We start from the raw sequence: 21,620 nt of genomic DNA on the forward strand, positions 1-21,620 counted from the left end.
CTGCCGCTCCTTTGTCATTCTCGGGACTATCGTACCGCGTCCTGCCGCCCTACTTCAAATCAAAGCGCAGAACCCGCTCGGACATCATATTAGGATGAAATTCCAGCATCTTGACCGCATCCCCAACCGGATGCTCAAAGGGTAAAACCCCGCTCACCGTTTCGCCCGGCGCTAACTGGCCGATATGCAGCTCGCCGCTCTGGTCCAGCGTCGTAACGCTGAGGTCCGGCGATCCGCTAGACGAAAGCAGATTGAAACTGGCCGAGTTGTAATTTTTCTGCTCTTTCCCCGCGTTTTTCAGCGTAACATGAACGAGAACGAATTCTGTCCCGTCTTTCAAAATTTGCTCATTATAGCTGGCAGCCGACTCCACCTTATCCACCGTAACCTGCAGATCGAACAATTCCGCGGTTTCTCCGATTTTGTAGGTTTTACTATCCGTATCCCCTTGACCCGCCGCCGTGTTCTCAACCGCAGCCTCCGGGGCGGCGCTAGCCGGCTGGCTGGCCTCCGCCGTTGCCGGCTTATCCTCCGCTTTATTTGAAGACGAGCCGCAGCCTGCTGCGGAGATGATCAACCCTGCCAACAGAAACATTCCGACTATTTTCCGCATACGATTGCGGCCTCCTTATATTCCTTTTTGCCGAATCTATGTGCTCTCATCGGCTTTGGTTTACACAACTGATTATTTCTGTTATACCAAAAATAGGGATTGATTACATAATAGGGAAGGATGCTGCCCGTGTGATTCTCTTTTTTTCTATCTTTATGGCCGTACTCATCGTCCTTATCTATCAATACAATCATTCTTCGGCTTCCCATTGGCTTCTGCTAATGCTCATAGCCGCTTTAGTAGGCATGGTCGGAAATGCCGCTTACAGCATGCTGCCGCCGAATTTGAACACGGGCAGTCCTTGGGCGTCCCTATACGCTATCGCCGATATCCTGCTCACCAAGTTTTACTGGTTCTCCAGCGCCGGGGTTTACTTCTTCTTCATGTATGCTATCGTTTACTCCGGCCGTTTCAACCGAAAACTTCAATACGGATTGGGCTTTCTTCTTCCTTTGCCGTATTTCGTCCTCTATTCCGAAGACCGAACGCCTGGCTATTACCAAGGGTTTTTAATATCGGTGATGATCTACACCCTGCTGGCAACCGCCTTAATGATCGACGGCGCATGGAGAGAAACGCATCCGGGAAAACGAAGGGAGCGCCTGCTCTCGGCCATCCTGTTGATCCCCCCGGTTTGGGTTGCGGTGGTTTTTCGATCTCTCTTTCCGGAATACGAACGCGACCATTATCAGTCCTTCGTGGCGGCGCCTGTCGTCTTCGTGGTTCTGTTCATCTTTTTGTCCTTTCGCTACGGGGTGCTCGATATCCGAATCACCCTCCGAAAAACAGGTCCGGACGAGAGGTTCAAAGGCATCGCTTCCGGTTTGATGATGATGAACCATGCCGTTAAAAACCACGTAACCAACATCCATCTGATCGCCCAAGAATGGGACCACGCCCGGACCGGCTTCCCGGCTGGAGATGCCGCCATTATTCAGGAGGAATCCCAGCAAGTCATGGCCATCGTAAAACGCATCCGCAACCAGATCGAGGATATCGAAATCGAGCGGGCTCCTTGCGATCTGAACGTGCTTTTGGAAAATGCCCTGCGTTCGCTTCGGCGATATTTGGATAACGGCGTGATTACCGTGGTCAAACAATGGGATACTCCCGCCACTTATGCCAATTGCGACAAAGATCATATTCAGGAGGTTTTCTATAATATTTTACATAACGCCATCGAAGCCATAGGAGACCGTCCGGGAACCATCCAGATCCGTATCGAAGAGAACCGGAAGATGATCCTCATCGAAATTTCAGACGATGGGCCGGGAATTGACCGAAACGACCTTACCGACATCTTCAATCCGTTTTTCTCCACAAAAGCCGACGCCCAACACTTCGGTCTCGGGCTATCCTATTGCTATTTGGTCATGGAAAAGCACGGGGGTAGCATCGAGGCGTTCAGCATCAAGGATATGGGGACGACGTTTACCGTCCGGCTGCCGGTTAAAGGCACTCCTACCCTATAAAATGCCAAGCTGCTTAGCCAGTTGAATGATCTCCTTGGAGTTGTGTTTTTTCAACCGCAGCCATTCCAAATAAGGAAACTTCCCCTTCAGCACCGAGGATACCTTGCAAAGCTCGTTGTTAATCGTATATTCGCTATAAAATAGCATTTCGGAAATTTCCCTGCGGCTATACCCCGCGTCCTGCAGCTGCAAAATTTTAATTTGCGTCGGCGTAATCCGCTTCCGCAAATCGCTCTCCTGTTGATTGCTCAGCACATTCAGCACCTTCGCCGCGGTGGAATGATGGAGTCCCGACCGTCCGTGGTACGCATCGCGGATAGCCGCTGGGATATCGTCAAAATGTTCCTTGGTGATATAGTTATCGACACGACCGAACCCAAGAGTATGCACGATGATCTCATCGTCCTCCATCGAGGACAGCACAATGATTTTCGGTGATTTTTCTGCGCCTGGGCCGTCCATCTCTTTCCCCCGAAGCTCCAGGGCGATCTCCAGCCCTTCCATCGTTTTGCTCAAGTTCAAATCCAGCAGCAGCACGTCAAAGGAAACCGACTGCAGCGCAGCCATTAGCGGCTCCTTGCTCACCGCCCAGCCGACAACCGCAAATCCGCTCTCCTGTCCCAGCCGGTTCAGGAGCAGCCGAGCAAACACCGGATCATCCTCGCAAACGAATACCCGTATCGACTCATCCATAAGCGAAGGCACCTTTCTCTCCTGTTTATCCGATACTCTTATGCTAGCTTGAGCATATCAAATTCACCAAGGTTTGAAAGCAAAAAAATGCCCATTTATAGGAGTAAGCCTCCGAACCGCCGATAAAGTAACTCCGCGGTTCGGAAGCTGACGGCATGATTTTAATTCGGAGCTTTTCTCGCCAAAAGATTAACCGTTACCGACTCCGCACGCGTAGTATTGTCGTTCGGGAAGAAACGATTGCCGCTTTTCCCGCTGACAACGGAACGGATGCGCAGAGCTTCGACAAAGGCACTGGACCAATACGGAATAATCGCATCGTCATCAAAACCAGTATGGATGCCCTGCTGGATCGGGAACCCATAGGCTTTTGCTATGATAATGGCCATCTCTGCTCGGGAGATTAAAGCATTCGGTTTGAAGCTGCCATCGGGATACCCTACGACAATGCCTTTCTCCGTGCCAATGGACACTGCTTTCTGCGCCCAATCCGGAATTTGAGCGGAATCTGTGTAGGGAAGAGGGACTCCTCCTTCCGTTAAATGGAGAGCATTCACGATCATGACGGTGAATTCCGCCCGGGTAACCGCCTTATCCGGTTTGAAACTGCCGTCTGGATATCCGCTGACAATGCCATCCTTAGCGCCTTCCTTGATATAAGGCTCGGCCCAATGACCGGCAATATCGTTGAACGTAATCTCCGGAGTTGGCGTCGGGGTCGGCGTAGGCGTTGGTGTTGGGGTTGGCGTTGGTGTTGGGGTCGACACATACCCCCCTCCTCCTCCGGATACCGGTGTCGGGGTCGGGGTCGGTGTAGGCGTCGATGTCGGCTCCGTCGTATGTGAATCCGTCGGGGTCGGGGTAGGCGTAGGCGTAGGCGTCGGAGTTACCGGCGGCCGTTCGGAAGGAGTTGGCTCCACGACATTGCCACTACCGTACAATAAGGTGAAATCCATGCCATCATAACTGGGCACTGCCACATCGTAGAATCCGTCCTTGTTGAAATCCAACACCGATAAGCCCTCGGCCTTTGAACCGATTTGGTGCTCTACCGGAGCTTTAAAGGTTCCCGCAGCATCACCATTGCCCAACAGAACCGTTATCACGTTCTTCGAATCGTCGGATACGACCAAATCCATTTTACCGTCGTTGTTGATGTCTCCTTGGGCGATTTTCGCTACGGCTCGGCCCGCCGGGTAGGATTCAGCCTGTTTGAATGTCCCGTCGCCATATACATGATCGGTATCCGTCTGCCCAACGAGAACAAAGACGTTATTAAAGGTGCTGTCAATGGAAGTAACGGCAAGATCGAGAGCATTGTCGTTGTTGTAATAACCTGCCGTAATTGCTAATGGTTTAGCGCCGGCGTCATAGAGCACGGCGGACTTGAAGCCAGTTTGCTTCGGATCGTTCAGCATGACGGAAACTTTGCCATTTGTCCCTTTGTTTACTGCCGCCAAATCGGCATAGCCGTCTCCGTTGAAGTCCCCGGCCACGATGGATTCCACATGACTACCTGGTGTCGCTCCGGTATTAAAGTCACCCAGATAGCCCATCGAGTTGGATTGATCAGAGCCTGTATATATGCTAATGGAATTGCCATCGTAGCTTGAAATAGCAATATCATTAATTTTGTCCCCGTTAAAGTCGGCCACAGCCAGTGCCTCGGGATGTCCTCCCGTGGGGAGATCGATTCCCGATTGGAAGGTCTTATCGCCATTTCCATAGAACAGTGTAATGCTGGCCTTCTCATGGTTTGCCATGACGATATCGCGCTTTCCATCGTGGTTGAAGTCACCGGCTGCGATGGCGACCTGACCCCCCATAAATCTTCCATCCAAAAATACGGGATCCTCGAAGGTACCGCCCGCTTTCCCGAAGAAAACGGCCGCCCGGTACCCGGCGCTGTCAGCCAAAGCGATATCTATGAGCCCATCTTTGTTGAAATCCGTGGCTACGGAAGCCGTTATTCCAACAGGGCCGTTCGGATTCAGGAAGGTATGCGGGGCAAAGAATAGCCCTCCACCTAACCCTTTTAATAATGTGACGTTCCCGGCAACACCTGTTGCCGTATCTCCGTCGCCGGAGTTTGCAGACAGCAGGTCCATCTTCCCATCTCGGTCAAAGTCCGCTGCGACAAGATCAGCAGGACTAGTGCCTGCCGCAAAGCCGTATTCGGCCGACCGGGTGAAGGTTCCATCGCCTCCGCCTAATAAAATACGGATGTCGCCCGTCTCCTGATTGAGCACCGCCAGGTCGGCAAGAGAGTCCCCGTTGAAGTCGGCTGAAGCAATGCCGATGGGCTCCCAATAAGAATCATAGGAAAAGGTGCTTGTAAAATCACCGTTGCTTGCGCCTAGCATAATCACGACTTTGTTACTGCCGAGAACCGTTACCGCAAGATCGATATATGCGTCGTCATTGAAATAACCGGAAGCCAGAGCAACGGGCTTTCCGACATTGATGACACCGGGATCTTCCACCTGATAGGAATCCTGCAACTGGACTTTACCCTTGTCATAGGTCAAGATCGCCACACTGTTCCCGCCTGAAATGGCAACGGCAATATTATCGCCCTTCATTTCATTCGGCACCCCAACTTTCAAAGCTTCGGGGGTTTCCGGCAACAGTACAAGCTGGTCGTCTACCTTCTGAGGGTCTGGAGCAGCAGTCTCCGTTGACGGCGTCTCCGTTACAGCAGGTTCTGTCGGGGCAGGATCCTCCACCCCTGGTTGGACGCTGTGCAACATACCGCCCGGTGGCTCCGTTGCAGCCGATTCCTGCGTCGGTGCCGGCGTCTCTGTTACAGCAGGCGTTTCCGTCGGTGTCGGGGTCTCCGTTCCCGGCTGAACGCTGTGCAGCATGCCGCCAGGTGGCTCCGTTGCAGCCGATTCCTGCGTCGGTGCCGGGGTCTCTGTTACAGCAGGCGTTTCCGTCGGTGTCGGGGTCTCCGTTCCCGGCTGGACGCTGTGCAGCATGCCGCCAGGTGGCTCCGTTGCAGCCGATTCCTGCGTCGGTGCCGGGGTCTCTGTTACAGCAGGCGTTTCCGTCGGTGTCGGCTGTTCGCCCTTCAGAGGACCGTCCGGAGGTACTGTCGCCAGTTCTTCTCCGCCAACGGCCGTCGGCATCGTATTACCCACTTCCTTCGGAACCGCGATAAGACCCGCTGGGGCTTTGCCCACCCCGATATTTTCGATCGGCCCATTGTAGGTCCCATCGCGATTAAGCGGCCCCCATATAACGGAGACGGAGTTGTCTCCACTATGAGTCACAGCCAAATCTTGATAGCCATCCCCATTAAAATCACCATGGGTAATCGCAGCTTGTTGCGGAGCTTGATTGGAAAAAGAAACGGTTACCGGCGGATCAAACGTCCCGTCGCCTTTGCCGAACAGAATGCTGATTGAGCCGTCCTGGGAATTGGCCACTACCAAATCGATGAGCATATCGACATTCAAATCTACCGCCGTAACGGCAACGGGCGCGCCTCCAACCGAATAGGGAGCGGCCGGAGCGAAGGTACCATCGCCTTTTCCTATCAAGACCGAAACGTTAGCCGACCCTTGATTGACCACAGCCGCATCCATGATCTTGTCATTGTTAAAATCGGCCGACACCACACCTGCAGGATTCTCCCCTGTCTCAAAAACCGACGCGCTTAGCAGCAGGGGAGCAGCATTCGCTTGCATCGGCAGCAGCACCAGAGCAGCCGCCGTAAACCCGGCCAGCCATCTCCATCGCACTGCTTTTCTTCGTTTTCGTAGCATTTTTGTATTCCTTCCTTTCTATTTCAGAAATTGAAATGGTTTCCATCGCTGATCATAGCAAAGGTCGGTAAGAAAAAAACTATCTGAAAATCGAGGTAGTTTCGCCATGAAATCGATTTATTTTTTCGGCTACTAAACTTGAAAGCCCTTATGCAGTTATGTCACAATAAGAACGCGAATAGCGGTCGTTTTTCTTGCGGTATCGGAAGTAAGGGACAAACGGTACATACCATCAATCCTGAAAGAAGGAATAAACCATGAGAACAATCAAGCTTGGAAATAGCGCGCTGGACGTTCCTGTCGTAGCCGTCGGCTGCATGCGCATCAACTCCCTAGACAAAACCGGAGCCGAGCGCTTCGTACAAGCCGCCCTCGATGAAGGCGCAAACTTCTTCGACCACGCAGATATTTACGGCGCCGGGGAGTGCGAGACCATTTTTGCCGATGCGATCCACATGAACGACGACATCCGGGAAAAAATCATCCTCCAATCCAAATGCGGCATCCGCAACCAAATCGGAACCTTCGATTTTTCCAAAGAGCATATCCTTTGGTCCGTGGATCAAATCTTGAAGCGGTTGAAAACCGATTATCTGGACATCTTGCTCCTCCACCGCCCCGATGCCCTCGTGGAACCGGAAGAGGTAGCGGAAGCCTTCGACCGTCTGGAAGAATCCGGCAAGGTGCGCCACTTCGGCGTATCCAACCAAAACCCGATGCAAATCCAATTGCTTAAAAAGTTCGTGAAGCAGCCTATCGTCGCCAACCAGCTGCAGCTGAGCATCACCAACGCGAACATGATCTCCGCCGGGATCAACGTGAACATGGAGAACGCTCCCTCTTTGAACCGGGACGGCAGCATTTTGGATTTTTGCAGACTGAACGACATCACCATCCAACCCTGGTCGCCATTCCAATACGGCTTCTTTGAAGGGGTCTTCCTGGGCAACACCGAGAAGTTCCCGGAACTGAACAAGAAGATCGACGAAATCGCGGAAAAATACAACGTGACGAACACCACCATCGCCATCGCTTGGCTGTTGCGTCATCCGGCGAACATGCAGCCGGTCATCGGCACGATGAACATCGACCGCCTGAAGGACTGCTGCAAAGCCACCGACATCCGCCTGACCCGGGAAGAATGGTACGAAATCTACCGCGCGGCAGGGAACATTCTGCCTTAAACTACTCACTAAGCTTCTCAGCAAAAACAAAGCCCTTCCGCCTCGAAAAAGGCGGAAAGGGCTTTTGGTTTTTGTTATCTTAGACAATTTCAGGCGCCAAGGCTGCCCGCTCCGAACGTTCTTTCACCCTCGGGCTTGCCAGCTTTTCGCATTCATGGAAGGCAAAATGCTTGCACCCCACACACTCCGCGCGATTTAGCTTCGTCATGGAATAGCTGATGGCGCCGCCTGTTTGTTCGAAAAAATGATCTTCCCCGATGACTTGATCCAGCCCGGTTTTGTTCAACACCTGCCGTGGTTGATGTTGCAGCTCGGAGAGGAGAACCGTCCCCCCTTGCCGCTGAACTTTTTTGATCACACCCGCTAAGTTCGCTTCGCCCGTCGTGTCCATATACGGAACATGGTTCATACGCAGAATCAGGACTTTGGGCTGGCGGCGGAGCTCTTCCATCAACTTTTGGTCAAACCCATCCGCAGCACCGAAAAATAGCGCTCCTTCAATCGTGTAAATGCTCACTTGCGGACAATTGTGCTGGTCGTGCACCATGTGTGCGGCCACTTTTTCATTTTTATGGGAAGGATCGGGCAGTACCTTTGCCGTATTCAATATCTCGCTCATATGTTTCACAAAGACCACACCCGACAGGACGACACCGACTTCTACAGCCGTGGTCAAATCCGTGAAAACCGTAAGCAAAAAGGTGACGACGAGGACGATGGACTCCGCACCCTTTGTTTTCAGCACGCGGATAAAGGCTTTGGATTCGCTCATATTCCATGCCACCACCATCAAGATTGGCGCCATACTGGCAAGAGGGATGTCGGAGGCGTAGGGAGCAAACAAAAATAAGACAAGCAGTACAACAATCCCGTGAATCACACCCGAAAGCGGCGATGCCGCACCGCTCTTAATGTTGGTTGCCGTGCGGGCGATGGCCCCCGTAGCGGGAATTCCGCCAAAAAGAGGAGCCGCCATGTTGGCAATCCCCTGTCCAATGAGCTCCCGGTTGCTGTTGTGCCGGGTGCCGGTCATGCCGTCGGCGACAACGGCGGAAAGCAGCGATTCAATCCCGCCCAGCATCGCGATGATAAAAGCGGGCTTAATGAGCTGCCTCATATGTTCCAGAGTAAGCGACGGGAAATGCATGCTGGGCAAGCGGTTCGGAATAGTACCGTACGTCGACCCGATGGTCGCCACCTTATCCGGGAAGAACAGCAAGGCAACGACGGTTGAAACGAGCAGTCCCACGAGGGATCCGGGGATCTTCGGAAATCGTTTCTGCATCAGCAGGATGCAGGCTAAAGCGATAGCCGCGGTTAGGACACTGTACCCGTTGGTGGTGCTAAGGTGCGTCCCCAGTTCCTTCATGTTGGCAATAAACGACTCATGCTTCGCCAGATTGCGCAGTCCGAAGAAGTTTGCGATTTGACCGGTAAAAATCGTAACCGCAATGCCTGCCGTAAATCCGATGGTCACGGGACGGGGAATGAATTTGATGATTCCACCGAGCTTGAATAGTCCCATCAATAAGAGGATGACTCCCGCCATAAATCCAGCGATCAGCAGGTTTTCATAGCCGTACTTCATCACAAGCGCAAACAATACGGGGATGAAAGCTCCTGTCGGCCCACCGATTTGAAACTTGGAGCCTCCGAATAGGGAGATCAAAATGCCTGCTACGATAACGGAAAATAACCCGTACTCCGGCTTTACGCCGGAAGCGATGGCAAAAGCCATCCCCAAAGGAATCGCAACGATGCCGACAATCAACCCGGAAACCAAATCTTTCTGCATCAACTTGAAATGATAGCCCTGAAATCTGCCGCCCTGTCTCATACCCATCTCCGAATTCGCATTATTTTAAATATTTGATTATTTAAATATATGACGAATCATATATCCTCACCCGACCGCTGTCAATTGAGCATTCGCACCTTATAACGGTCTGCGGACACAAGAAAAAGGGGAAATGAAATCATTTCCCCCTTTTTTGGCGAGATTCATTGGATTTTATTGGTTTTTGATATTTTCCAGCAAGGAGATGGCATTAATCAGATGGTTGTCAAAAATTTGCCGGGCAACCTTCAGCAATTCCTTTATGAGCGGGTCCCTTAAGGAATAAATCACCGATGTTCCGTCCTTCGTTCCGACCACCACATTTTTGCTGCGCAGAACGGCCAGTTGCTGCGAAACCGCGGAGCCCTCGCTGCCAAGCAGCATCTGGATTTCATTCACGGTTTTATCGCCTTCGGACAAAACCTCCAGGATGCGGATCCGTAAAGGGTGAGCCAGCGCTTTAAAAAAATCGGCTTTAAACTGCTGAACTTCCTGAAGCATAACGTTCTCCTCTACTATTTGAAGATTTGCATACATCATAACATACATTCTTTTTTTGTGAATAACCCCGGTATCCGGCGGCAAAATCGAATGGGCCGAATAAAAAGGGCTGCGCCTTGTAGGCGCAACCCTTATTCGTTAATACTCCTCGTTGTAGATCTTCCAAGTATCTCCGACTTTAATGAGATAATAGCTGCCGTCCAAACTCTCCGTATCTTCGTAGGTTTCATCCTGATACGATGTTGTGATCTTGATATTCCCACCGGTAGATTCTACTACCGCGAAACGATCCGAGATTTTGGATACTTTAAATTGTTCCGCCGACACAATTTCAGCTTTGAATTGCAGACCTTCGTTAATCATTTCGTTGATATAATCCATCGAGTCAACCTGAGGTGCCATCCCATATCCTGTAAAATATTTATCTAAATGAAAGTCGATTTGTCCGGAGTTGATTGAATCTACTTGGTCTTTAAGTGCGCTGTTGATGACATTGAACAATTCATCTTCGGTAGGAAGACTGCTGTTTTCCTTCATGACAGCGTGGTTAAGTACGACAATCACTTGAGCACGAGTTGCCCATTGACTCGGGGAGAACGTAGTCGCCGAAGTTCCACTGATTAGTCCTGTATTGTACGCTTTCCCTATGTATTCTGTTGCATAAAACTGCGGAACGTCTGTGAACTTCGTAGTGCCTGTGCTAAACGCAATCGACTTTTTGGCCTCGAATGCTTTGACGATCATCGTCGCCATTTCAGCACGGGTAATCTTTTGGGAAACTCCGAAGTGGGTGGCGTCTACCCCATTAGCGATTCCGAGCGCGCTGGCAATACGAATTTGGTTTGTGTACCATAAATTTTCACGCACATCTTCAAAGATCTTACCAGGCAGATCCGTGGTTAAACCTGCAATTTGGACCAATGCTACGACAAATTCCGAGCGCGTCATGTTACCGTTAGGGTCAAAATGAGTATACCCGTCAGAGTCAACATATTTTCCTTTAATAAGGTCGGCATTAATGAAATTGTCGATTTCCGGTTGCGCCCAGTGTCCATCAATATCCGCAACGATATAACTCTCTGAATTTGCGGCGAATGCAGGAACAGCAATGACCAACGACAAAACCAATAGTGCAACCATGCTAAAAAACTTCTTCATTGTCTTCTCTCCCCCTTGTTGTATAAAGCAAGGAGAATCATACCATAAGGTAAAATGATTATCATTTGGGAATTAGTATATTAATCGATATTTGTCGAAAATTATATTCCGTAATAGCCGCAATCCTTTAGCTTGAAGCTGCCCGTGACGCCTCGATTTCGAGCCGCATTTCCTCCCGTTCAGCCGTCAGTAACCGCGGACAATTATAGCATTTCACGCCGTTCTCCCGATGGTCGTACATGCAGCAAGCAGAGCGCATGAGGATCTTTTTCCCCGGGGCATAAGGGCTGTCGAGATACCGTGGCTTGAAGTCGAAGGGGTTCTTTTTCCTCCCGAAAATCCCCGGAGCCAATTGAAGTAATAGCTCGTGATCTCCGCGAAAACGCTCCTTCACCTGTTCATCGGGCATATTTTCCTCCACGTAATCAGAGGCAAACCGCATGCGGGCGGCAAACTGGTTCCAGATGAGGTCCGGTTTCACTCCGGCGCTTTCCGCCGTCACGTTCATAACCCGATTGATGAAACCGCCAAAATAGTCCGTCCAAAAGGCGGTCAGCCATTCCTCCCGCCCTGCCTCGGGTGCTTCGGTCCAGCGCAACTCCTGCACATAAAGAACGCCATGAAGATATGTGCCCCGGTCGACGATCTGAAACGTGACGTTGGCGAGGGACAAGTCCAGCAGTCGGTTGTGCATAGCCAAAGCGAGCTGAATACCCCCGATCAAGCCGAAAAGTGACAGCCCGACGAAGGTAGCCGGCAGTTCCAGCCCTATGGCTTTTTGCAGCTCTGCGCATTTATGTATAACAATGTCCATCTGCTCCCGATTCAGCAAATCCGCAGCAGGGATGGACAGTATCGGCTCTTTCTCACTCTCAAACGCGATACCGAAAAACTGGTTCAGCAAGGATAAATCCATTGCAACTTCCACTTCATCGCCCCCGAAGACAAAATGAGGTACATGCAAATGATAATCATTATCAATGATATCGTCAAGGGTAACTGCATATGAAGGGGTGACAGCATCGCACTTTCCAAAAACCGCCTGCTATCAAAGACAACACCACATCATTCTCACCAATCAGACAGATCTGCTACTAAGCAAAACAGATCGTTTTCCTATCGTATCTCGTTTCCACATATGGTAGGGTTAAGATAAATAGCAGGCGTACCAGAAAAGGAGACTTCCTATGGAACCCAAATGGTTGGAATGGGCCAAGCAAATACAGGCCATCGCGCAAACCGGGTTGACCTATGCCAAAGACGTCTATGATATCGAACGTTACGAGATGCTGCGGGAGATGAGCGTAGACATCCTCGCCCAGTACACGTCAATCGAGAAAGAAAAAATCGCCTTAGCCTTCGCCGGCGATTCCGGGTATGCCACCCCGAAAGTGGATATTCGAGGCGTTGTATTTCGCGACGGCAAAATCCTCATGGTCCGGGAAAAGGCGGACGGGTCCTGGGCTTTGCCGGGAGGCTGGGCCGATATCGGCCTGTCGCCCTCCGAAATCGCCGTAAAGGAAGTCAAGGAGGAATCCGGGTTCGACGTCGTCCCCCTTCGCCTGTTAGCGGTGCTGGACAAAAAGTTCCACAACCATCCCCCGGAGCCTTACCACGTCTATAAAATGTTCATCCGCTGCGAAATCGTCGGCGGTGAGGCCCTTGCCGGTACGGAAACCAGCGCTGTCGGTTTTTTTGACTTGAACCAACTGCCGCCGTTGTCCCTGGAACGGAATACTCCGGAGCAAATCGGACTGATGTTTTCCTTTTTGGATAAACCGGATCGCGAGGCCATAGTGGATTAACGAGTCCAAGTTGCAGAGTGGCTCTCCACTTCCTCACAAAAGATTGCTCGTAACGCCCATTTTCACAAGCCGCTTGTCACTTGCCTAATGACGAAGCCGTCCGGTAATACGGATAGTCCATCCTCCGTTGAATCTCTCTCGCCACTTCCGAGCTTGTCAGCTCCTCCACGACGTACAAGCCCAAGTCGATAGCAGTGGAGACGCCTCCGCCGGTAAACACGTTTCCATCCCGGACTAGCCGTTCCTTCACCACTTCCGCGCAATACGGCTCTAGAAGCTCATATGCGGAAGGATTCGTTGTCGCGCGTCTACCCTCCAAAAACCCTGCCGCGCCAAGAAGCAGCGCTCCCGTACAAACGGACACCTTATATTCCACATCTTGCGCCGTCCGAATCCAGGAAATAAAATCGGCATCGTTTTGGAGCTGCCGCGTTGCCATGCCGCCGGGGATAAATACCAAATCATAGCCGGAAAGGTCGGGAAGAACGCGGCCGATTTTCATCGTCAGCCCGCGGTCATCCGTCACCTGCTCTTCGTTCCCGCAAAAATCCCAGGTCAGATTTTCCACGGCTTTCAGCGGATTCATCCGGGTTATCGCATCGTAAAAGCCGACGAAATCCAAGGTCGTCATCCCGTCGAACAAAACAAAAGCCATTTTCACAGCTCATCACCGGTCCTCTCTTGAGTAATAAGAAACGGCAGCGGTTAAAACGAATACTCCCGCTCTACTTTGCAGACTCTCACCTGATAGCGCTCGTACCAGACCTCTTTGCCTTTACTTTGCGCCAACCGGTGGGCGGGATTTTGCTTCCAGGCTGCGATGGCCTCCAAGCTCTCCCAATACGAAACGGTAATCCCCGCGCCGCTGGCGTCCCGTACCCCTTCTACCCCAATAAAACCAGGCTGCTGCTTGGCGAGCTCTTCGATTTCGTCCGCCGTAACGCCGTAGCCCTTATCGCCTTCCGTCCGCTGGCTTGAAAAAATCACCGCATAATAGCTTCCACTTCGTTGAGTCATGTGGATCAAGCTCCTCCCCTTGCCGACGATTTTTTGGTAAGAGTATACTCCTGTCATCACCGTTTGTCTGCCTGCTTTGATAAAAAAACGCACTGAAATTTCGCAAAGTCGTCCATCCATCCGGCCGCTACGGTATAATCTGGGTACCGAATGAGAAATTGAGGTGTTCAATCTGCATAACGAAAATGTCGTGATGGGAATCGACGGTGGAGGAACCCACACCCGGGCGATGGTCTGCGATCTTGATGGAAACGTGCTTGCTTATACGAGAAAAGGCGCCGCATCCATCTATAAAGACGGGAATGCGACGCAAAACGTCCGAGAGGCGATTACCGAGGCGCTGAAAATAGCAGGAAAAGAAGCGTCGCAAGTGATCGGCTTGGCAGCGGGGATTGCCGGCTACGACTCGGAAGCGGATTTGAACTGGATTATCCCTCTTACGGAAATCGATGGTCTCGACTGCCCCAAATGGCATGTGAACGATGCGGTCATCGCCCATTCCGGTGCGTTGATGGGGCGTCCCGGCATTATCGCGATTTCGGGTACGGGCTCGAATATTTTGGCCATTACAGAAAGCGGCAGCCATTTGTACAATTTCGACTTCCGCCATTATGCTGCCAGCGCTTCGCGGTTTCTTGGCTATGCCGCCGTCCATGAAGTTTTGGCGGGATACACAGGCGAGTCGGATCGGCGGCTCATTGAAGCGATGCTGATACACTGGGATGCGCGGAGTTTGCAAGAGTTGTATAAACAGGCCCAAAAGGGCTTCGAAGAAGACCACCAACAGCGGGAGAGGACATTCGGGTTGTTCGCACCGGTAGTGACAGAGGAAGCTGAAAACGGCAGCGCCATCGCCATTCGGGTATGTGACAGGGCCATCGCCCAGCTCAAATTGGGGATCAGCCTGTTGAGACCATCATTTTCCCACGGGCCGGTAGATGTCGCGCTTATCGGAAGCATCGCCACCAGCGACTATTTTTCCCGCTCGTTAACTGAGCAGCTCCTACACATGGCCGACTCCCCGTTCCGGGTCGTACAGCCGGCGTTCTCTCCTTCGGCAGGAGCGGTGCTCTACGCTTTGAACCAGCTCGGCGTCCCTCTAACCGACCGGTTCTTCGACCGGCTCCGGCAAAACGAATTCGCCCGGGGGTAACCTTTGGGGCTGCCCTTTCTATCCTTCTGATCCTCCTTGTATAGGCCTAAAGATTACTCTATAATGTGCGTTGAGCAGTTGCTAATGATGCCAAAGGAGCGATGAAGCATGAGTACGGTAAGCCGCGGAATCAACATCGGACCCCCCCGTTTCAAAATCGCCGTTCATTCTGTCGTCCGCTTGGCGAAAAGCGGCTGTATCTTGTCCAGCGCCATGATCGCCGGTCAGGTCCAATCCCATGCTACTTTCATGCGCAGAGTCATGCAAGCGCTAACGAACGCCGGAATTGTGGAGTCGAGAGGCGGTCGAGAGGGCGGATATATCCTTCGCAAACCGGCGGATCAAATAACGCTGGCGGAAATTTACCTCGCCGTGCAAGCCCCATCTTGCGACGAAGAGGAATTTGAACTCGGCTGCGGAAAAGCCGGGGTTCAGCTTAACAGAATCCTGGAAAAAACGTTGCAGGAAGCGGAAGAAAGAGCGATCGAGTATTTGCGGAAATATACAGTTGCCGACATTATGGAAGGGATTTCATTCCCAGCCACTTGAGATTGATTTTCATTTCCCCTTTTCAAACGTCTGAAAATCCTTTATACTGTGCTCATGCCAGTTGCAGTTTAGTAACTGTATTTTTTTCAGTAAAATGCACCTGCTGCAAGCACATATTGCTGGAAACCAATTTTATTCATAAAGGAGCTCTTCACACATGTCTACTATTTTGTTTGTCAAAGCAAACGACCGCCCGGCTGAAATGGCCGTCAGCGTGAAAATGTACGATGCCTTCCTGAACGCTTACAAGGAAGCCCATCCGCAAGACACCGTTATCGAACTGGACCTTTACGCGGAAAACCTTCCGCGCTTCGGTAATGTGACCATGACAGGGAACTTTAAACGGAGCCAAGGCCTGCTTCTCTCGGTAGAAGAACAAAACGCCGCGGATACCGCCAACGGCTATCTCGATCAATTCCTTGCCGCGGATAAAGTCGTTCTCGCCTTCCCGCTTTGGAACTACATGACTCCTTCGCCGGTTGTCGATTATGTATCCTTCCTGGCGCAAGCCGGTAAAACCTTTAAATACACCGAGAACGGTCCGGTTGGTTTGGCTGGCGGCAAGAAAGTTGCCCTGCTGAGCGCCCGCGGCGGCATCTATTCCGTGGAGCCTATGGCTTCCATGGAATCGGCGATCCGTCCAATCAAGGGAGTATTCAGCATGTTCGGTATCCAAGCAGAAGAAGTGATCATTGAAGGCCACAACCAATTCAAAGACCGCTCCGCGGACATCATCACCGAAGGCCTGCAAAACGTCGCTAAAGTTGCAGCCAACTTCTAATCCAACAATTTTTCTCTTCATGCAAAAAAAGCTCTTCCCTTTCGCGCATCGCGCAGGGGAGGAGCTTTTCGTTTTGTACGACCTTAAGAATTAACAACATCCTGATACCGCAGCAGCTTGCCGAACACGCCTTCCCGCTCGCCGGAAAGCTGCTGATAACCGCCCTGCTGGACGATCGCCCCGTTTTCCAGCACCAGCACTTGATCGGCTCCGCGAATCGTGGACAGGCGGTGGGCAATGACGATGATCGTTAGCATCCCTTTCAAACGGTCCAGAGCCAGTTGGATCGTCCGCTCGTTTTCGCTGTCCAGCGCACTGGTGGCTTCATCCAGCACAAGAATCGACGGCTTGCGCAGCATTGCCCTCGCCAAGACGACACGCTGCCTTTCGCCACCGGACAGCCGGACTCCCCGGTCGCCGAGGACGGTGTCCAACCCGTCGGGTAGCTTACGCACGAATTCGTCCGCAGCAGCGAAAGCTAGCGCCTCCCACATCATCTTCTCGTTGGCGCCGGGAGCGGCGATGAGCAAGTTTTCCCGCAGCGTCGCATGAAACAGAAACGGGTCTTGCGAGACGTAGCTGACCGCTCCGCGAAAAAATGCGGCGTCTTGTTTCCCTAGAGGCTGCCCATCCACCAGCACCTCTCCTTGTTCCGGCTTTAATAGACCGATGAGGATATCGATCAACGTGCTTTTGCCTGCGCCGGATTTGCCGACGATGGCCGTCATGCTGTTAGCGGCAATCTGCAGGTTGATATCCCGCAGCGCGTACACTGGTGTTTGCTTGTCGTAGCGGTAACTGACTCCCCGGCACTCAATCCCGCGAGATATCCGCAGCACCGGTTGATCCTTTGCCGCGTCCCCAAGCTCCAGTTCCTTGGCTGTACGAACCTCCTGCTGCAGTGCCGCTAGATTTTTAAAGGCAGGCAAGGTCTGAGCCAACTGTTCCCAACTGGATTGCAGCCCGGAAAACGTCGGCCACAAGCGGGAAAAAAGCAGGATGATCAAGACAAGGCGATCCGGCGCCACGTCGAACAAGGAGTACGAGGCAAATACAAAACCGGCGAGCAATATCCCGGAAACGGCCTTGAAGGAAATCTGAGAGGCGGTTTGCACCCGGGTGAACTGTACCTGATTTTCCTCCAGCTCCCGGTTCAGGGTACGGAACCAGGCGGCGTGCTGATCTTCCATTCGGTTGCTTTTGATATCCTTGATCCCGTTGAAGTGTTCCGTCATTCCGGCAAAATATTGCTCGGACAACGCGGACGCCCGCTCTCCTAGGGCTTCCGATTTCCGTACGTTCCTGCGGGAATACAGAGCAAGCAGTGCCCCGCAAAGAAGAATCGCGACGGTCAGCTCCGCCGAAAGCCAAAAAGCAACGCCGATTTGCACCGCCGCAAACAAAATTGTCGTCGCGAGCCCTAAGAGCAGATAGATGCCGTAACTGACCCGGGGCAGCTCCGACGTCATCATATGGATGAAATCCGATTTCCGTTTGCGCAAAAAAAACGGCCAATCCGCCATGAGCAGCGATTCGTAAATCTCCACCCGCAGATGCCGGTTGAAGCTTTGCTCCAGCTTTTCGCTCCAGATGGCTTGCGCCCGCTGCAGGATGACTTGTGCCATCAATAGCAGCAAAAAAGCGACGAGCACCACCGCCAGCGCCCACTTGTCCGGCAATCCGTCCAGACGCCGGGCCAGCAGGGAGGCAAAGGGCACGCTCGTACCGGAGCCGGTCAGCCCGATCAGGCCGAGCATAGGAATGAGCAGAAACAGACCGATGCTTTGCAATAAGCTGATGACAATCATCCCGAATAAATAGACGTACAGCTTCATTCCCGCAAAGGCGCGCAGTTTCGTCAGGTACGGAAGGACGTTCTTCACCGCGTCATGCCCCCTCGTTTACGGTTCGCAGAATCCGCTCCACCAGTTCTTTTGTGGAAAAGCCGGCGGCCGGCCGCTTCAGCCGGTACATCCGCGTTCCGCTGCCAACCTTTACAATAGTGGAAAAATGCCACTGGCCATCCGCCAGCTCCGGAATCATAAAATTGCGAAAGGTGTGTTCGACCAGAAGGGGAAGCCGGTTCAGCCCTTGGCAGGGATCGATCTCCAATTGGTCGTCTTCCGTCTTGTTCAACTCGAATATGCCGGCAAGGGGCGCCGTTCTATTGCTGAACTCGGCGGCAACCGGAATGGCATATTTGGTCTCATAGATCGTCTTGTACTGGGCCGCGTCCATACCGAGAAGCTCCAGGCTTTGCTGCCACAGCTTCTGCTGCGGATATCCGGGAATCACCTCCGGTTTTCCATCCGAATCGTTCAACTTGACGGCAATCACGTCATCGGTGACGAGCGGGTAGCCGGATTGGAGAAATGCTGCAGCCAGCGTCGATTTGCCCGCCCCGGAGTCCCCTACGAAGGCATAGGCTTTGCCGTCGATCATGACTGCGCTGCCGTGCAAGGGCAGGATTCTTCGCTGCATGAGTATGGCCGCCATACAAGTACCCAGAAGATAGAGGCAAATGCTGTCTTCCGTTGCCTTTTCGAAAGGCATGACGGTAATGTCCCGGCCTTCCCGGACCCGATAGATCGCAAGATCAGGCACATAGAGCAACAATTGATTTTCATGATAGGCATAGTAATCGTCCGGATCGCCGTAAAGCTGCCAATCCTGATCCAGATCGCCGATCCGAATGTCCACATCCGCTTCTCCCTGTCGTTCCTCGATGCTCAACACGTCCGGCAATGCGATTTCAGAGCGTATAGTGAGTCCAAAGGCTTGATAATATCCGAATGGGTATTGCTGAACCATCTGTTTTCCCCTCCACTTTCCTCCTGCACAGGCATGATAAAACCCTCAGTCTCCACAGGGTAAGGGCTTTATCATGCCGGCCGGAAGCCGGCTTGATGATCAATCTTAGGACCTTACCGGCGGCGTGTCGATCTTGCGGTTGTTGCCGCCCTTCAAGTTTTTGTCGGGAACCGGCTTTTTCGGTCCTCCCAGCGTCATTGCGACGTCAAGAACCTCTACACTCGGCTGTTGCCATTGCAGCTTTTGCATTGCGATCACCTCCTTTTTGGAATATGAGTTACGAGATGCGCTTCAAAAAACGGTACACGATCAGACTCTTCATCACGATCCCGGCGTCGGGATCGAAGGCGCAATCGGGGCGGGGAGCATGTCCCAATTTTTTGAGGGATGCCCGGATCTGGTTCACATTGAGATATTCCTCAGCACGGGAATCCTTGCACAGTTCTTCGACTTCGCCAGCAATCGAAGGCCAAACGGAGTGAAGACGATGCATCCAATCCGCTCCTTGCACTCCTCTTTTACGTTGATTAAGACGAACCGCATCCGGCAGACGATCTCTTGTAATCCGACGAGCAAGAGCACGGTCCATTCCTGACTGGACAAACTGCTCATACGGCAGAGAGAGACAAAAGCGGATCACTCGCGGATCGCCTGTTGGGTCCCGCTCTAGGATTCCATAGCCAAGGGACAGCTTCGTTGTCGAAGTTCCCAAATGATTCGAAGCGGACAAGTTCTGCAAATAGTCTTTTCGTTCGTCAATATCATCGTTCGGGGAATCCGTCAGACTGATATCGTAAGGCAGCAGCTTTTCCATGATTCCGGATCGGGCGGCAAACTCGGGATGAATCAGCAGCGGAGTGTCGGAAATGGAAGCCGTTCCATGTCCTCTATGAGGCAGCGCCTCTTTTAAAAGATAGGGTACAATGCGGGAACGCCCGATGTTTTCGATTTTGCTGTACTGTTTGAGTTCGCGGTACAGGTGGATGAGCCGCAGCTTTTTCAAAATTCGGACGTAATAGTCCAGAGCCGGACCCCAAGAGAGAGTGTAATTGCCCCGACCGCCATTGAGCAGTACGCCTACTCCATCTCGCCTCGCTTGCTCCAGCATCCCCTTGATCCAGAAGGAGTTTTCAAAAAACTTATACGGCCCTTCCATCAGTTCCAAAATGTCGTCTACTTCGGTGAGGGCGTTGCGCTCCGGAAAATCAAGATAGGTATGGGTCAAGTTGCCGACTTGGTCGACGACCTCGCGGATGTAGGGACTTTCGTTGGCGACCATGCTACTGTCCGTCCAATCGATGAAATCGGCAGATGGCACATAGCTGTAGGTATAAAGGGATTTTCCCTGCTTCTTCAGAGGCTCAGCCGCGAAACTGACGACGGAACCCGAATCCAGTCCGCCGCTAAGACTGGCTCCTACTTGATGGCGAGTGCGCAGCTTATCGTTAACCGCTTCCTGAAACACGGCAGAAAAGGCTTCTTCGTATTCCTGATTGGATTTCAGCCGGAGCTTATGGACCGGTTCTTCAAATGCGTCGTATTGCTCCAGAATCACGATGCCATTGGATACTGTAATCGAATGCGCCGGTGGGACCTGCTCGATACCCATGTAAAAGGTGGAATGAACGTCGAAGGATTCCAAAATATAAGGAATGGCCAGAAACTCCGCAAGCTTCTCTTCATTCAATTCTTTGCGCACGCCAGATATATGGAAAAGCGGGTTCGCAACGGTGCTGAAGGCAAACCGTTTTCCGTCGTTTATGTAATACAGCGTCCGGTTGCCGGTCATATCCCGCGCTCCGAAAAGCTGCTGCCGTTCCTCGTCCCAGATGACAAAGGTGTAGTCGCCGATCAAGTAGCGCGGCGCATTTCTTCCCCACTTGCGGTATGCGCAGAGAATCAACTCACAATCCGTAATCCGGCTCTGCCTGCCTGTTTCGATTTGAAGTTTCTCGAAGAGGTCCTTGCGGTTGTCGAGAATCACATCCGCCGTTACCGTCAGCTTTCGCAGCCTGTCGTGAAAAGGAATCGGTTGATTAACGGACTCCGCCGTCACCCAGTTGGCCTGGCAGCCGAGAAAGACCGAACCGTTTGTCCACGTTTCCGCCGCATCACATGGATATTTTTGCAAAGCCTGCATCATCCCTCCGGCGTCCCCAGCGAAAACCGGCTCTCCCCGGTAATTCAAAATGCCTGTTATCGCGCTCATTCAAAACACCTGACTTCTGTACTAAAATGATTACTGATACAAAATGTATACTTTAGTTAGATAGTATCAT

At 52.1% G+C, this 21,620-nt stretch carries 19 protein-coding genes; 6 read left to right on the forward strand and 13 right to left on the reverse strand.

The genetic code is table 11. The features are described from left to right. Positions 1–49 precede the first annotated feature (49 nt). Positions 50–613, reverse strand: a complete 564-nt coding sequence (locus TJ79_RS13575) for a DUF4352 domain-containing protein (RefSeq protein WP_040950853.1) — start codon at positions 611–613, stop codon at positions 50–52. Positions 614–768: 155 nt separating this feature from the next. Between TJ79_RS13575 and TJ79_RS13580 the strand changes: the two genes are divergently transcribed. Beyond that, a complete protein-coding gene (locus TJ79_RS13580; protein WP_238323006.1) occupies positions 769–2,085 on the forward strand; it encodes a sensor histidine kinase in 1,317 nt (438 codons plus the stop codon). On the opposite strand, the gene TJ79_RS13585 is transcribed toward TJ79_RS13580, so the two are convergent. Both TJ79_RS13585 and TJ79_RS13590 read right to left on the reverse strand, forming a co-directional pair. Further along, the gene (locus TJ79_RS13585) at positions 2,080–2,778 is read right to left on the reverse strand and encodes a response regulator (protein ID WP_040951053.1); all 699 of its coding nucleotides are present in this window, start codon (positions 2,776–2,778) and stop codon (positions 2,080–2,082) included. The genes TJ79_RS13580 and TJ79_RS13585 overlap by 6 nt on opposite strands. Before the next feature lie 161 nt (positions 2,779–2,939). Further along, positions 2,940–6,545: an FG-GAP-like repeat-containing protein gene (locus tag TJ79_RS13590; RefSeq protein ID WP_040950855.1), complete on the reverse strand. Its 3,606-nt coding sequence runs from the start codon at positions 6,543–6,545 to the stop codon at positions 2,940–2,942. A 257-nt stretch (positions 6,546–6,802) separates the two neighbouring features. Between TJ79_RS13590 and TJ79_RS13595 the strand changes: the two genes are divergently transcribed. Beyond that, positions 6,803–7,729, forward strand: coding sequence for an aldo/keto reductase (locus TJ79_RS13595; RefSeq protein WP_040950856.1), 927 nt, complete (start codon positions 6,803–6,805; stop codon positions 7,727–7,729). Between the two features lie 79 nt (positions 7,730–7,808). Here the strand turns inward: TJ79_RS13595 and TJ79_RS13600 are convergent, their stop codons facing one another. The 4 genes from TJ79_RS13600 to TJ79_RS13615 all read right to left on the reverse strand — a co-directional run bounded on the left by TJ79_RS13600 (position 7,809) and on the right by TJ79_RS13615 (position 12,153). Next, complete coding sequence (locus tag TJ79_RS13600; protein ID WP_040950857.1) at positions 7,809–9,566, reverse strand: SulP family inorganic anion transporter; 1,758 nt, start codon at positions 9,564–9,566, stop codon at positions 7,809–7,811. Positions 9,567–9,740: 174 nt separating this feature from the next. Next, on the reverse strand, positions 9,741–10,067 hold the full coding sequence (locus TJ79_RS13605; protein WP_040950858.1) for an ArsR/SmtB family transcription factor: 327 nt from the start codon (positions 10,065–10,067) through the stop codon (positions 9,741–9,743). A gap of 138 nt (positions 10,068–10,205) precedes the next feature. Continuing rightward, the gene (locus tag TJ79_RS13610) at positions 10,206–11,225 is read right to left on the reverse strand and encodes an S-layer homology domain-containing protein (protein ID WP_040950859.1); all 1,020 of its coding nucleotides are present in this window, start codon (positions 11,223–11,225) and stop codon (positions 10,206–10,208) included. Between the two features lie 127 nt (positions 11,226–11,352). Continuing rightward, positions 11,353–12,153 (reverse strand): (2Fe-2S)-binding protein, encoded by an 801-nt coding sequence (locus TJ79_RS13615; protein WP_040950860.1) that lies wholly within the window; start codon positions 12,151–12,153, stop codon positions 11,353–11,355. A 259-nt stretch (positions 12,154–12,412) separates the two neighbouring features. Here TJ79_RS13615 and TJ79_RS13620 point away from each other — a divergent pair, with 259 nt between their 5' ends. After that, complete coding sequence (locus TJ79_RS13620; protein WP_040950861.1) at positions 12,413–13,030, forward strand: NUDIX hydrolase; 618 nt, start codon at positions 12,413–12,415, stop codon at positions 13,028–13,030. A 76-nt stretch (positions 13,031–13,106) separates the two neighbouring features. Here TJ79_RS13620 and TJ79_RS13625 read toward each other — a convergent pair whose 3' ends face one another. Both TJ79_RS13625 and TJ79_RS13630 read right to left on the reverse strand, forming a co-directional pair. Further along, a complete protein-coding gene (locus TJ79_RS13625; protein ID WP_040950862.1) occupies positions 13,107–13,691 on the reverse strand; it encodes a DJ-1/PfpI family protein in 585 nt (194 codons plus the stop codon). Positions 13,692–13,735: 44 nt separating this feature from the next. Then, positions 13,736–14,047, reverse strand: a complete 312-nt coding sequence (locus tag TJ79_RS13630) for an antibiotic biosynthesis monooxygenase family protein (protein ID WP_040950863.1) — start codon at positions 14,045–14,047, stop codon at positions 13,736–13,738. 163 nt (positions 14,048–14,210) lie between these two features. Between TJ79_RS13630 and TJ79_RS13635 the strand changes: the two genes are divergently transcribed. From TJ79_RS13635 to TJ79_RS13645, 3 genes are all read left to right on the forward strand, one after another. Next, a complete protein-coding gene (locus tag TJ79_RS13635) occupies positions 14,211–15,200 on the forward strand; it encodes an N-acetylglucosamine kinase (protein ID WP_238323007.1) in 990 nt (329 codons plus the stop codon). Between the two features lie 108 nt (positions 15,201–15,308). Then, positions 15,309–15,749, forward strand: a complete 441-nt coding sequence (locus TJ79_RS13640; protein ID WP_040950864.1) for an RrF2 family transcriptional regulator — start codon at positions 15,309–15,311, stop codon at positions 15,747–15,749. A gap of 157 nt (positions 15,750–15,906) precedes the next feature. Continuing rightward, positions 15,907–16,530, forward strand: a complete 624-nt coding sequence (locus tag TJ79_RS13645; RefSeq protein WP_040950865.1) for an FMN-dependent NADH-azoreductase — start codon at positions 15,907–15,909, stop codon at positions 16,528–16,530. A gap of 83 nt (positions 16,531–16,613) precedes the next feature. Here the strand turns inward: TJ79_RS13645 and TJ79_RS13650 are convergent, their stop codons facing one another. The 4 genes from TJ79_RS13650 to TJ79_RS13660 form a co-directional block, all read right to left on the reverse strand. Beyond that, positions 16,614–18,413: an ABC transporter ATP-binding protein gene (locus tag TJ79_RS13650; RefSeq protein ID WP_040950866.1), complete on the reverse strand. Its 1,800-nt coding sequence runs from the start codon at positions 18,411–18,413 to the stop codon at positions 16,614–16,616. Between the two features lie 4 nt (positions 18,414–18,417). Beyond that, on the reverse strand, positions 18,418–19,341 hold the full coding sequence (locus tag TJ79_RS13655) for a phosphoenolpyruvate carboxykinase (ATP) (protein WP_040950867.1): 924 nt from the start codon (positions 19,339–19,341) through the stop codon (positions 18,418–18,420). Between the two features lie 105 nt (positions 19,342–19,446). Continuing rightward, positions 19,447–19,590 (reverse strand): paeninodin family lasso peptide, encoded by a 144-nt coding sequence (locus tag TJ79_RS27235; protein ID WP_155987879.1) that lies wholly within the window; start codon positions 19,588–19,590, stop codon positions 19,447–19,449. 28 nt (positions 19,591–19,618) lie between these two features. Next, the gene (locus tag TJ79_RS13660) at positions 19,619–21,550 is read right to left on the reverse strand and encodes an asparagine synthase-related protein (protein WP_040950868.1); all 1,932 of its coding nucleotides are present in this window, start codon (positions 21,548–21,550) and stop codon (positions 19,619–19,621) included. Positions 21,551–21,620: the final 70 nt, after the last annotated feature.

The sequence above is a fragment of the Gorillibacterium massiliense genome, from assembly GCF_000455485.1.
In the GTDB taxonomy this organism is placed as follows: Bacteria; Bacillota; Bacilli; order Paenibacillales; family NBRC-103111; genus Gorillibacterium; species Gorillibacterium massiliense.

Bases quoted from the DNA above. Each gene is read 5' to 3' on its own strand.
- TJ79_RS13575 (WP_040950853.1), bottom strand. From the start codon at position 613: ATGCGGAAAATAGTCGGAATGTTTCTGTTGGCAGGGTTGATCATCTCC.
- TJ79_RS13580 (WP_238323006.1), top strand. From the start codon at position 769: ATGGCCGTACTCATCGTCCTTATCTATCAATACAATCATTCTTCGGCT.
- TJ79_RS13585 (WP_040951053.1), bottom strand. From the start codon at position 2,778: ATGGATGAGTCGATACGGGTATTCGTTTGCGAGGATGATCCGGTGTTT.
- TJ79_RS13590 (WP_040950855.1), bottom strand. From the start codon at position 6,545: ATGCTACGAAAACGAAGAAAAGCAGTGCGATGGAGATGGCTGGCCGGG.
- TJ79_RS13595 (WP_040950856.1), top strand. From the start codon at position 6,803: ATGAGAACAATCAAGCTTGGAAATAGCGCGCTGGACGTTCCTGTCGTA.
- TJ79_RS13600 (WP_040950857.1), bottom strand. From the start codon at position 9,566: ATGAGACAGGGCGGCAGATTTCAGGGCTATCATTTCAAGTTGATGCAG.
- TJ79_RS13605 (WP_040950858.1), bottom strand. From the start codon at position 10,067: ATGCTTCAGGAAGTTCAGCAGTTTAAAGCCGATTTTTTTAAAGCGCTG.
- TJ79_RS13610 (WP_040950859.1), bottom strand. From the start codon at position 11,225: ATGAAGAAGTTTTTTAGCATGGTTGCACTATTGGTTTTGTCGTTGGTC.
- TJ79_RS13620 (WP_040950861.1), top strand. From the start codon at position 12,413: ATGGAACCCAAATGGTTGGAATGGGCCAAGCAAATACAGGCCATCGCG.
- TJ79_RS13630 (WP_040950863.1), bottom strand. From the start codon at position 14,047: ATGACTCAACGAAGTGGAAGCTATTATGCGGTGATTTTTTCAAGCCAG.
- TJ79_RS13640 (WP_040950864.1), top strand. From the start codon at position 15,309: ATGAGTACGGTAAGCCGCGGAATCAACATCGGACCCCCCCGTTTCAAA.
- TJ79_RS13645 (WP_040950865.1), top strand. From the start codon at position 15,907: ATGTCTACTATTTTGTTTGTCAAAGCAAACGACCGCCCGGCTGAAATG.
- TJ79_RS13655 (WP_040950867.1), bottom strand. From the start codon at position 19,341: ATGGTTCAGCAATACCCATTCGGATATTATCAAGCCTTTGGACTCACT.
- TJ79_RS27235 (WP_155987879.1), bottom strand. From the start codon at position 19,590: ATGCAAAAGCTGCAATGGCAACAGCCGAGTGTAGAGGTTCTTGACGTC.
- TJ79_RS13660 (WP_040950868.1), bottom strand. From the start codon at position 21,550: ATGAGCGCGATAACAGGCATTTTGAATTACCGGGGAGAGCCGGTTTTC.